Origin of the sequence: Demequina sp., from assembly GCA_024707205.1 — a bacterium.
In the GTDB taxonomy this organism is placed as follows: domain Bacteria; phylum Actinomycetota; class Actinomycetes; order Actinomycetales; family Demequinaceae; genus Demequina.
In genome coordinates, this window is sequence record JANQAD010000001.1 from 1323558 (window position 1) to 1335446 (window position 11889).

The following is an 11889-nucleotide window of genomic DNA, read 5'->3' on the forward strand; positions in this document are numbered from 1 at the left end:
GGTGCGGACAGAGCCATGCAGTGACCTCACGCCCGAGCTCGTCGAGGCGAGGGTCCAGCCCTTGAAGTCCTGGCCGGAGCCCGTGGCCGTGGTGCGGACGCCAGTGGAGGGGAAGCCGTACTTTCCCGTCACGCCGCCGGCCTTGGCGACAGTTGCCGCGAACGCTGCGCCGACGTAGCCCTTGGCTTTGGAGGCGTTGTAGATGGTGCCGCCGTCGAACTTCTGGGCGGGGTAGCCGGAGGCGGGGTCGGTGAAAGAGTTAGCGATGGGCCAGCCGAGCACGCCGTCCGGGCCGCCGTTGGCCTTCCACGTCGTGAGGTAGCCGCCGTAGATGGCGCGTGCCCCGTGGTTGGCGCTCACGACGATCCGGCCGCCGGAGAAGTCCTGGTAGATGCCGCCGCCGGCCGCGGTCGAACTCGCGCCGCGCGCCGTGGCGCTGCCCCAACGGGCGGGGCCGCCGAGAGCCACGTACGACGCTGCGATGTCGTTCTCGACTACCCCGGAGGTGGCGTCGGCGGCGTTGTAGAACACCCATCCGCCCTGGAACTGCTGATTGTTTCCGGAGACGTCGCCGAGCGGCCAGCCGACGTAGCCGTCGTAACCTCCGGCCTTCTGCACGGCCTTCAGGTAGGCGCCATAGACACGGAACGTGCCCTTGCTCTGCACCCACACGATCTGGGCGTTGCTGTAGGTCTGGTACTTGCCTGTGCCGTTCGAGTTCGTGACGACTGTGATGTCATCGCGCGGCCAGCCGATCTTCGCGGCCCCGCCAAGCGCGGCCCACTTGGTGGCGAAGGCCCCCGACATCGCGTGCGCGCCGTACTTCTGGTTCCACACGATTTGGCCGCCGGCGTAGGTCTGGATGATGCCGCCGCCGGCGTCCTCCACGCGCACGGGAGCGCCGTCAACCGCACCGAGGTACGAGCCGGTCCCGCCCAAGTCGGCGTAGACCTGCGCGATCGCAATGGTGCCCTCGGAGCCGGTGGGCCCGAACCAGTCGGTCCACAGGCGCCAGAAGTTGCGGTTGCCGTACGCGGAGCAGGAGTCCCCGGTTCCGTAAAGGTTCTTGAGCGCAGCCGCGTTGGGGGTGTACGGCGTGTAGACGTACAGCGCGTGCGTGGCCTGGTTGAGCACGGTGACGGACTTGAAGCCGCACGTCGGCGAGCTGCCGTACGACTTGGGGCTGTAGGCGATGGATGCCTTGGTGCCCGCCGCGTACCGGCTGTAGTTGGAGCTTCCGGGGATCGTGTAGCCCTTGAGCAGGTACGCGCCGTAGTACACGTTCTCGTAGAAGCCTGCGTACTTGCCGTCGCACGGAGCGGTGTCAGGGCACCCGGCGCCCATCGACGCCTGGAAGGCGGTGGAGCTGGGCGCGGTCGCGGTGACGAGCGACTGCTCCTTCTGCAGGATCACCAGGATAGCTTTGGGGCTGATGCCGCACGCAACGGCCACCTTGGCGATGATCTGGCCGGCCGTCTGATTGCTGGCGGCGGTGACCGCCGCGCAGCGCGAGTTCGACGCCTTCGCCTTGATGGTCTCCTTGTAGTTCTCGAGGCACACCCGGCCAGCGAGGCAACCGGCGTTGATGCCGCGGATGAACGAGTCGGTCTGCGCCGCCGTCAGGGCCTTCGAGTTGAAGAAGTCCTCATCGGAGATCAGGAAGCCCGGATTGAAGTCACTGGAGTCCGCCGCCTGGCTAGCTGCCGGCACCAACACCACTGCCGTGAGGGCCGCGATGAGCAGCGCCGCGGCGCGCGAGGTGAGACGAAAGACGCGTGAGCGGCTCTCCGGACGCATGACACCACCAGGTCTGTTGAGGGCTTGGTCTCGTACGTTATCGGCACTTGGTCCGGATACATGAGCGCGTGTGGCCCATTCCACAGCCCTTACGCGGCGGGAAGGGTGCGCATCAGCTCCCACATTTCGCCGGCGGAATCCGCGAGCGCGCCAGGGGAGTCGCTGACCGTCGCCCACGTCACCTCGTCGTTCCGCAGCACGATGATGAACTGCTGCGCATCCCCACCGTTGTCCTCCGTGGGGGTCGCGGTGACGACGAGCGCCGGCTCGCCCGCGTCGGTCTTTCGCGCCTTCTGGGTCACTTTGAGATCGTCAGCGTTCGCGAAGTCGGCGAGCGTCGCCTTGAAGTACTTCGCGGGATCGGTGGTTCCCGCATCATTGGGGATCACGATCACGGAGGCGACCGCGCCGTCGTCCAACTGCCACGCGCCGAGCACCGCCGTGACGGACGTGGGGTCAACGCCGGCCTCCGAGGGGTCGATCGGCGTCCAGTCCGCAGGAACCGTCCACTGGGGCGTGGGCGTGACAGAGGGCGACGGCGATGCGGCGGGAGTCTCAACGGCCGTAGGCGTGGGCGTCGCCGAAGCTGAGGGAGACTGTTGGGTCGCGGTCTCGCTGGCCGACGGCGTCGGCTCGGGCGAGCTGTGGCAGCCCGTGAGCAGAGCGGCGGAGACGATGGTTACGGCGATGGTCTTGCGGAGCACTGTGGCACCTCCTGGAGTGCAGGGTAGGTGCTGCGCGGCCTCGCTCCTGCGCGGCATGCCGTGCGGCTACTCGATGCGCCCGTTGGCCATCCTCACCACCCGCCCCGCGACGCGCTCCGCCTCCGCGGGATCGTGCGTCACCATGAGCGCCGTGATGCCCGACGCTGCAAGGACCTCGCGCAGATCGTCGGCTAGGCGCGCGCGAAGTTCGGCGTCGAGTGAGCTGAGCGGCTCGTCGAGGCACAGCAGTCGCGGCCTGGGAGCGAGGGAGCGGGCGAGTGCCACGCGCTGTCGTTGACCGCCGCTCAGTTCCGTTACCTTCCGCCCGCCGAGCCCGTCGAGGCCCACGAGCGTCAGCAGCTCGGCCACCCGGGCCTCTCGTTCCGCGCGCGGCTGCTTGTGGAGCCCATAGGCGATGTTGCCCGCGACGCTCAGGTGGGGGAAGAGCTGGCCATCCTGGAACACGAGCCCAAATCCTCGCTCGTGGATGGGCGCGTGGGTGACGTCCTCGGCGTCGAAGGCGATCGAGCCGCGAGCCGGTTCCACCACCCCCACGATCGCGCCAAGCAGTGAGGACTTGCCGCACCCGGACGGGCCGAGCAAGGCGACGACCTCCCCCTTGCCCACCTCAAGGCTGACCGAGTCGACCGCCGTGACCGGGGGTCTGCCGGGATAGACGACGGTGAGCTCGCGCACCTGCAGCCCCGTCACACGTCTGCCCTCACGCGAGTCCGGAGTCGCTCGGTCGCGAGCATTGCCGCGGCTGTGACCACGGCAAGCAGAACCGCGGCGGCGAAACCCATGCCGACATTCTGGGCCCCCGGCCTGCTCAACAGGCGCGCAATAGCCAGCGGCAGCGTCGGGCGGTCAGGGCGAGCGACGAACGCGGTGGCACCGAACTCGCCCATCGCGATCGCGAACGCGAACCCGGCCGCGAGGGCGATGGGCCCGCGCAGCAGCCGCCAGTCGATGGTGCGCCACACTCGCCACGGAGGGGCGCCAAGGCTCGCAGCGGCCGCGCGCAGGCGCGGATCGACGGCGCGCGTGGCCGGCACGAGGATGCGCGCCGCGAGCGGCAGCGCCACGAGCGCCTGCGCGAGCGGCACGAGCCACCACGAGGTGCGCAGGTCCACCCCTGCAACCTCGCGATTGAGCGTGAGCAGCATCCCCAGTCCGATGACGACGGCGCTCACGCCGAGCGGCCCCATCGCCACCGGATCAAGCCAGCGGGCCCATCGCGGACCGCGCACGGTTGCGGCGGCGACGGCCACGGTGAAGCCCGACGCTATGGCGCCCGCGATCGCGGCCGTCACGAGGGAGTTCAGTGCGGCCTGGGCAACGCTCACGGGCAGGACCGACTGGGCCGGCGGGTTCACGAGCGCCGCATAGTTCGCTAAGGAGTGGCCTCCGCCCGCGACGCGTAGGGACCGCTCAACCAGGGAAATGCCTGGGAGGATGATGAGCGCTGCGAGCACCGTCAGGGCGGTGAGGATCCACGGCGCATCGGTGCGGGCGGCCGCTCGCGAGCCGTCGAGCTCGCGCCCACTAGCGACGCGATCGCGGCCCCGGCGGGCCCACGATGCGAGCGCGAGCGCAGCGCCAACGAAGATCAGCTGCAGGACCGCAAGCACCGCCGCAGCGTGCAGGTCCAGGTACGAGTTCACCTGGAAGTAGATCTCGGTCTCGATGGTTCGCACGCGAGTGCCGCCAAGCACCAGCACGATCCCGAACGAGGTGGAGCAGAACAGCAGCACCACCGCCGAGGCCGCGCCCAGAGCCGGCGCCAGGGCGGGAAGCGTCACCGTGCGAAGGGCGCGCGCGCGGCTTGCGCCGAGAGTGCGCGCGGCGAGCTGGGTGCCAGGGTCGAGCGACGCCCACGCGCTCCCCACAACACGCACAACCACCGAGACGTTGAAGAACACCAGCGCGCACACGATTGCGGCCGCTGACTGGTTGAGATTCGTGAAGCCGAGCAGGCCGTTGCGCGCGAAGAGCGCGCCGAACGCCGCGGCCACCACGACCGTGGGCAGCACGAAAGGCACGGCGACGATCGCCCTCGCGACCACTTGCCCGCGCCACCTCAGCCGATACAGAGCCCACGCGGCCGGAACGCCGAGCACCACCGACCCAACCGTCCCCAAAGCCGCGAGGACCGCGGTGGTGACGATGGCGTCGGGCACCCCGGGCGAGGTGAGCACCTCCCAAGCGGCGCCCGTGCCGGTGCCCGCGAGCCCGCGGTGCAGCACCGTGAGCAGCGGCCACACGAAGAACAGCGCGAGGAATGCGACGGGCAGGGCGACGACCGCCGCCCACGCGAGGTGGCGGCGCGAGCTGTGGCGGAGGCGGCTCGGGGCTGGCTGGGTCACTTCACGACGACCGCCGTCCAGTCCTTGATCCACTGCTCGCGGTTGGCGTCGATCTCGCTGGCCGGGAGCGACCACGGGTTGGGGGAGAGCGGCGCGTACTGCTTCCAGTCCACGGGCACGCTCACCGAGCTGGAGACGGGGTAGACGTACATGTTCTCCGGCAGCGACGCCTGGAAGTCGTCGCTGAGCATCCAGTCGACGACCTTCTGCGCCGCCTTGGGGTGCTTGGCGCCGCTCAGCACGCCAACGTACTCGACCTGGCGGAAGCAGGTGTCGAGCAGGGCCGCGGTGGTGGGCGTGCCGTCGATCACCTCGAAGGGCGGGGACGAGGCGTAGCTGAGCACGATCGGGTAATCGCCGCCGTAGTTGGGCGCGCTGAAGTCCGTGTAGTAGGTGTCGCTCCAACTGGCCGTGACGCGCAGGTCGTTCTTGGCGAGCGCCGCCCAATAGTCCTGCCAGGCATCGCCCTTCGCGGCGATCGTCGCCATGAGGAAGGCAAGGCCGGGGCTCGAGGTCGCGGGATTGGTGACGGAGACGAGGCCCTTGTACTCGGGCTTGAGGAGGTCGTCGAAGGTCTGCGGCACGGCGAGGTTGTGGTCCTCGAAGTAGCCGATGTCAAAGTTCAGGCACACGTCCGAGTAGTCCACCGCCGTGAGCGCGTCGCTGCCCTCGATCGCGTACTTCTTGGCATCGGCGGCTGCCGGCACGCCCGAGGCGTAGTCCGCAAACACTCCCTCCCCAAGTGCGCGACCCGCGAACGTGTTGTCCACTCCGTACGCGACGTCGCCGAGTGGGGCGTCCTTGGTGAGGATCAGTTTGTTGGTGAGCGTTCCCGCATCGCCGGGGGCAACGAAGGTGACGTGAATCCCCGTCTCCTTCTCGAATGAGGCCACCACATCGTCGGGCACTGCAAAGCTGTCGTGGGTCACCACGGTGACTTCGGTATCGGCCGGTGCGGCGGTGCCCGACGCCGTGGTTGCCGGTGCGGTCGAGCTGCAGCCCGCGAGGGTTGCGATGGCGAGTGCTGCTGGTACTGCGATGCGCGAGGCGCGCATGGTTCCTCCTTGAAAAGGAGGGGACGAGTCTCGACTCCCTACGCCGGTGCGAGCCGGATCAGGTTCGAGGGTCTGCGGCTGGTCCGCACTCTCAGCGCTCTTGGTTCCTTGCGGACCGGAGGCGCTCCCCTGTCGTGTGGGACCAGCCTAGCGCGCGACTACTCGCAGGCCCAGCCGTCTTTGTCGCGATCGAGCTTCGAGTTCTGCGCGTAGATGCTCGCGGACACCTTGGTGTTCTTCTTGAGGCCGTTGCGCTTCTTGCCGCTCACCTTGTTCACGGTGGACTTGCTCTTCGCGACGCCGCCCGGGTAGACCTTCTTCAGCGCGGTGCAGTTCGCGTAGGACTTCGTTGGCAGAAGTTCGTGGGCGGGCGTCGCCGAGGCGAGGCTGGCGCCGAACCCGGCGATCACAAACCCGGCGAGCGTGGCGACGGCAGTGGCGCGGATGGAACGACGTGCGGACATGGTGACCCCCTCAAAGGAACTCTGTGAGTCAAGGATGACCGGTCTCGCTGGTCGTACTCAACGGATTGCGACCAACCTCACATGCGTTGGGTGTGCCGTGTGAGTGGACTTTCGCGGTGATCGGCGCTCAAACCTCGGGAATCCGCTCAGGGGAGAGTTATGCACAGACCCCGGCGGAGATTGGGTTCGATGCGATTGCCTTGTGCGGTGTCGACTCGTGAACTGGAGCAGTGGCTCAAGGCCAGTGGAGAGCCGCACCGTCTTGGTCATCTCAACTCGCGGTGGGGTAGCTGGGCGCCGCGCGCCTTGGTCAGCTCCGGCGCTGCGGTTTCCCTCGTGCCCGGCGTGATCGCCCACTCCGCCCATGCAGGTGACCCGCGCGTTCGGGGTCTGGCGTTGGCGCTGTGGCACCCCTTGCTTCACGTGACAGGGTCGCTTGCCCTGCATCTGATCGCCCCACAACTTCAGGTCCCTACCGTCGCCCATGTCGTCGTGCCTTATGGTGTGCGGCTCGCCGCGGTCGACGGCGTGGTGGTGTGGCAGCGGGCAAGGATCCTGACTAGCCAGTTGCCGCAAGGCGTGCGGACCGTATCGGGTGAACGCGCGCTGATCGACGCTTGGCAGAGCGCTACCGACGACACACGGCACACCGTCGTTTACGAAGCCCTTTGGGCGCGTGTGTCATCCGCCCGCGCGGCGTTGCGCGAGCTTGACCGCATGCCGAGGGTCCGGGGTAGAGACGCGCTGCGCCGACTACTCGAATCCGTACGTGGCGGGTCCACGTCGCCGCTGGAGGCGATAGCGCGCACACAGGTGTTCACCGGGTCCGAATGGAAAGAACTCGAGTGGCAGGCGCCGATCGAGGACGCTGACACGTTCCGACGCGCCGACGCGCTCCACCGGCGCGCACGCGTGGTGATCGAGTTTGACGGGCAGAAGTATCACGGCAGCCCGCAGGCACGCGAGCGGGACCGAAAGCGGGATATCGAACTCGCCGCGGCCGGCTACCTCACCCTTCGGTTCACGCACGCCGACCTCACGCAGCGTCCGGAGTGGTGCCGCGCAGTTGTGCGTCGCGTGGTGAGCAGTCGCATCGCCGTTCTGTAAGCGGATTCGCGAGGAAATGGGCCAACAGTCCTCGAGCATCCACTCACAGGGCCGTTGGCCTACACGTCCGTGCGGTGGAAGTTCTGAAAGCTCTTGGACGCAGTTGGCCCGCGCTGGCCGCGGTAGCGAGATCCGTACTTCGCGGAGCCGTACGGGTTCTCGGCCGGAGAGGACAGCCGGAAGAAGCACAGCTGCCCGATCTTCATGCCGGGCCACAGGTTGATGGGCAGCGTGGCGGTGTTCGAGAGTTCGAGCGTCACATTGCCCTCGAATCCAGGGTCGATGAACCCCGCGGTGGAGTGCGTCAGGAGCCCAAGGCGACCAAGCGAGGACTTGCCTTCGAGACGAGCCGCAATATCGTCGGGCAGAGTCACCGACTCAAAGGTGGAGCCGAGCACGAACTCGCCAGGGTGCAGCACGAACGGCCCCTCGCTGCCCACATCCACGAGCCGCGTGAGCTCGGCCTGCTCGGCGGCCGGATCGATCGCGGCATAGCGGTGGTTCTCGAAGACGCGGAAGAACTTGTCCAGTCGCACGTCGATGGACGAGGGCTGGATCATGTCCGGGTCGTACGGGTCAAGGGCGACGCGGCCCGCGTCGATCTCGGCGCGGATATCGCGGTCGGAGAGCAGCATGCGGCAAACTTACCGCGTGTGCGCGGCACGAGCACTGCTACGTTGCTCGCATGACGGGGTCGCTGAGGACATTCGGGCGTATGGCGGCGCTTGCCGTTGCTGCGTCGATCGTGCTCGTTGGATGCATTCCCATTGGCGGAGATCCGTTCGCACCCTCCGACGAGCCCACGTTCAGTCCGCCCGCCGACCAACGGCGAGCCGCGGAGCAGTCTCGCGCGTTGCTCGACTACACGATTGAGCTGCCGCGTGGCTGGAACGACCTGACCGATGAGTACCTTGAGTCGCTCCCCACGTCGGTGTTGTCTGGGTACTGGACCATGGCGGATGACCTGTCCACAGAAGGTCCCTACGTCACGGTGTCGATGAACGCACTGGATCCCAAGGCTGACCTCACGGAACTGACGGAGCGGTCCGCACAAGACTGGGTGGACGAACTGGGGAACCCCGTGCGCGGAGACTCGGGTTACGCAGAGACAAACGACGGCGGCATCATCACGTGGGCGAGCGTGACCGGAGACTTCAACGACGAGCGGCGCACGGAGCACGTCGCGCACATCCTTTACGGGCCCTACTACATGTACGTGGAGATCGACACCCCGGAGGGAGATGAGGCGAACGCTCACTCGATTCTCGATGCGCTCAAGACGGTGACCATCTCCGGGCCGCTGCAGCTGGGCGACCGCGCGGGAGCGCCCGTCGCCGCAGACGGTCGCTGGGTCTCCTATTGCGGAACCATCACCGCCGACGCTCAAGACGGCTGGGAGTACCAATACTCCTATGGGACCGACGCGCATCATTGGGCTTGTCCCGAGGATGGGGACGTGCTCGGAGAGTGGCTCGTACACCGCGATGGAGACTCCATGAGCGTGTACGTGGACCGCCTGGCGGACATGACGCTCAAGGATCTGCGCGAGCTTCGCACCATTCCAAGCGCCGAAGGCGAAGAGCTCGTGAGCCCCAACGACTTCACGATGAGACTCGTGCGGGAGCGCACGTTCGACTCGCCGGAGGGAGGCCCGGGCTTGGTCGTTGATGAGATGACGACCCCACCCGACTCCGACGACGGGAGTGCCTCTCGGCTCTACGCGTTTGAAGATGCGCACGGCGGGGTGGTTGAGGTGTACGTGTTCGACGAGTCGAGGTCGCAGTTTCCGGAGACGGACTGGCTGGAGCCTTTCATCGCAAGTCTCGCTACCGCATAGGCGACGCTGCCGCCCGCTCGCCACAGCGTCGGGCCTCCCCGCTTCCATAACGTTTCGGTTACGCGGTCGCAACGTTTCGAGCCGCGCATTACGCTTGGGCCAGTTGCACCCCCGTTCATCCTTAGGAAGGGATGTCATGCAGTTCGGTCACTTCGACGACGAAGCGCGCGAATACGTCATCACGACGCCGCACACCCCCTACCCATGGATCAACTACTTGGGTGCCCAGGACTTCTTTGGACTCGTCTCCCACATGGGGGGTGGTTACTGCTTCTACCGCGACGCGAAGATGCGCCGCCTCACCCGCTACCGCTACAACAACATCCCCGTCGACGACGGCGGTCGCTACTTCTCGATCAACGACGGGGGCGACGTCTGGAGCCCCTCGTACCGCCCGTACAAGACGGAGCTGGACTCCTTCGAGACCCGCCACGGCATGGGCTACACGCGCATCACCGGATCGCGGAACGGTGTTGAGGCGTCCGTGCTGCTGTTCGTGCCCGTGGACGTGAATGCGGAGATCCACCAGGTCACGCTGACCAACACTTCGGGTGCGGCCAAGAGCCTGCAGCTGTTCAGCTTCATCGAGTTCTGCCTGTGGAACGCGGAAGACGACCAGACCAACTACCAGCGCAATCTCAACATCGGCGAGGTTGAGGTCGAGGACGGCGCGATCTACCACAAGACCGAGTACCGCGAGCGTCGCGACCACTACGCGGTCTACGGCGTGAACGCGCCCGTGGCGGGCTTCGACACCGACCGCGACTCGTTCCTCGGCTACGGCAACGGCTTCGACGACGCCGTGGTGCCCCACACCGGCAAGGCCACGAACTCGGTCGCCTCTGGCTGGTACCCCATCGCGTCCCACCAGCTTTCCGTCGACCTAGCTCCCGGCGAGTCCAGGCAGTTCACGTTCGTGCTCGGCTACCTCGAGAACCCAGCGGACGAGAAGTGGGAGGCCCCTGGCGTCGTCAACAAGAGTGGGGCCCGCGAGCTGCTCGCCCGCTTCGCGACGAACGAGGCAACCGACGCCGAGTTCGCGAAGCTCAACGCCTACTGGGACAACCTGCTGGGCTCGTACACCGTGGAATCCGGCGACGACAAGCTCAACCGCATGGTCAACATCTGGAACCAGTACCAGTGCATGGTGACCTACAACATGTCGCGCTCCGCCTCGTACTTCGAGACGGGCATCGGCCGCGGCATGGGCTTCCGGGACTCCAACCAGGACCTGCTCGGCTTTGTGCACCTGGTCCCCGAGCGTGCCCGCGAGCGCATCATCGACATCGCGTCCACGCAGTTCGAGGACGGCTCCGCATACCACCAGTACCAGCCGCTCACCAAGCGCGGGAACAACGCGATCGGCTCTGGCTTCAACGACGACCCGCTGTGGCTCATCGCGGGCGTGGCCGCGTACGTCAAGGAGACCGGCGACTGGGACATCCTCAAGGAGCTCGTCCCCTTCGACAACGACGAATCCCGCTCCACGAGCCTCATGGATCACCTCAAGCGCTCGTTCGACCACCCATTGAAGTTCATGGGCCCTCACGGGCTGCCGCTCATCGGGCGCGCGGACTGGAACGACTGCCTCAACCTCAACTGCTTCTCCACCACCCCAGGGGAGTCGTTCCAGACCACCGAGAACCAGCAGGGCGGGGTCGCGGAGTCTGTGTTCATCGCCGGGATGTTCTGCGCCATCGGGCCCGATTACGCCGCCATGGCTCGGCACTTTGGCGACGACGGTGAGGCGGAACGCGCCGAGTACGCCGTGCAGCAGATGCGCGAAGTGGTGCTCGAGCACGGCTGGGATGGCGCCTGGTTCCGCCGCGCGTACGACTACTACGGCAACGTGGTGGGCGGCGAGGAGAACGCCGAGGCGAAGATCTGGATCGAGCCGCAGGGCTACTGCATCATGGGTGGCATCGGCGTGGAGGACGGCAAGGCCGTCCAGGCGCTGGATTCCGTGCGCGAGCGGCTCAACACCCCGCACGGAATCGTGCTGCTCAACCCCGCCTTCACCGAGTACCACGTGGAGCTGGGCGAGGTCTCGAGCTACCCGCCCGGGTACAAGGAGAATGCCGGCATCTTCTGCCACAACAACCCGTGGATCATCATCGCGGAGACCATCGTTGGCCGGAACGAGTACGCGTGGGAGTACTACAAGCAGATCACGCCCGCGTACCGCGAGGAGATCTCCGAGGTTCACCGCCTCGAGCCCTACGTCTACGCGCAGATGATCGCGGGCAAGGACGCGCAGCGTCACGGCGAGGCGAAGAACTCGTGGCTCACCGGCACCGCGTCGTGGAACTTCGTGACCGTCTCGCAGTACCTGCTCGGCGTGCGTCCCGACTACGACGGTCTTGTCGTTGACCCGTGCATCGGCGCCGAGGTCGGCGAGTTCACCGTGCGCCGCCAGGTGCGGGGGCCACGTACGAGATCCACGTGACCAACTCGGGAAGCGGTCGGGCGTCGCTCACGGTCGACGGCGTGGCCGTCGAGGGCAACCACGTGCCGTACGCGCCGGCGGGCTCTGTTGTGAAGGTGGAGGCGACGGTCTAG

At 67.1% G+C, this 11889-nt stretch carries 9 protein-coding genes, 1 pseudogene and 1 riboswitch; of the genes and pseudogenes, 3 read left to right on the plus strand and 7 right to left on the minus strand.

The features are described from left to right. Positions 1-294: 294 nt before the first annotated feature. From NVV57_06790 to NVV57_06815, 6 genes and pseudogenes are all read right to left on the minus strand, one after another. A pseudogene (locus NVV57_06790) lies at positions 295-1344 on the minus strand (hypothetical protein). A gap of 542 nt (positions 1345-1886) precedes the next feature. After that, entirely contained in the window at positions 1887-2501 is a 615-nt protein-coding gene (locus tag NVV57_06795) for a hypothetical protein (GenBank protein ID MCR6712407.1), read from the minus strand. Positions 2502-2567: 66 nt separating this feature from the next. Beyond that, the gene (locus NVV57_06800) at positions 2568-3212 is read right to left on the minus strand and encodes an ABC transporter ATP-binding protein (protein ID MCR6712408.1); all 645 of its coding nucleotides are present in this window, start codon (positions 3210-3212) and stop codon (positions 2568-2570) included. Beyond that, positions 3209-4867 carry an iron ABC transporter permease gene (locus NVV57_06805; GenBank protein ID MCR6712409.1) on the minus strand — a complete coding sequence of 553 codons (1659 nt, stop codon included), beginning with the start codon at positions 4865-4867 and terminating at the stop codon, positions 3209-3211. The genes NVV57_06800 and NVV57_06805 overlap by 4 nt, the downstream gene beginning before the upstream one ends. Further along, positions 4864-5922, minus strand: a complete 1059-nt coding sequence (locus NVV57_06810) for a thiamine ABC transporter substrate-binding protein (GenBank protein MCR6712410.1) — start codon at positions 5920-5922, stop codon at positions 4864-4866. Before NVV57_06810 ends, NVV57_06805 begins: the two co-directional genes overlap by 4 nt. An 18-nt stretch (positions 5923-5940) precedes the next feature. Continuing rightward, a riboswitch (TPP riboswitch) is annotated at positions 5941-6063 on the minus strand. Between the two features lie 17 nt (positions 6064-6080). Continuing rightward, complete coding sequence (locus tag NVV57_06815; protein MCR6712411.1) at positions 6081-6386, minus strand: excalibur calcium-binding domain-containing protein; 306 nt, start codon at positions 6384-6386, stop codon at positions 6081-6083. 207 nt (positions 6387-6593) lie between these two features. Here NVV57_06815 and NVV57_06820 point away from each other — a divergent pair, with 207 nt between their 5' ends. After that, entirely contained in the window at positions 6594-7493 is a 900-nt protein-coding gene (locus tag NVV57_06820) for an endonuclease domain-containing protein (protein ID MCR6712412.1), read from the plus strand. Between the two features lie 59 nt (positions 7494-7552). Here NVV57_06820 and dcd read toward each other — a convergent pair whose 3' ends face one another. Then, the gene (gene dcd / locus NVV57_06825) at positions 7553-8128 is read right to left on the minus strand and encodes a dCTP deaminase (GenBank protein ID MCR6712413.1); all 576 of its coding nucleotides are present in this window, start codon (positions 8126-8128) and stop codon (positions 7553-7555) included. 50 nt (positions 8129-8178) lie between these two features. On the opposite strand from dcd, the gene NVV57_06830 reads away from it, so the two are divergent. Beyond that, on the plus strand, positions 8179-9330 hold the full coding sequence (locus NVV57_06830) for a hypothetical protein (GenBank protein ID MCR6712414.1): 1152 nt from the start codon (positions 8179-8181) through the stop codon (positions 9328-9330). Positions 9331-9466: 136 nt separating this feature from the next. Then, positions 9467-11776: a glycosyl transferase gene (locus tag NVV57_06835; protein ID MCR6712415.1), complete on the plus strand. Its 2310-nt coding sequence runs from the start codon at positions 9467-9469 to the stop codon at positions 11774-11776. Positions 11777-11889 lie beyond the last annotated feature (113 nt).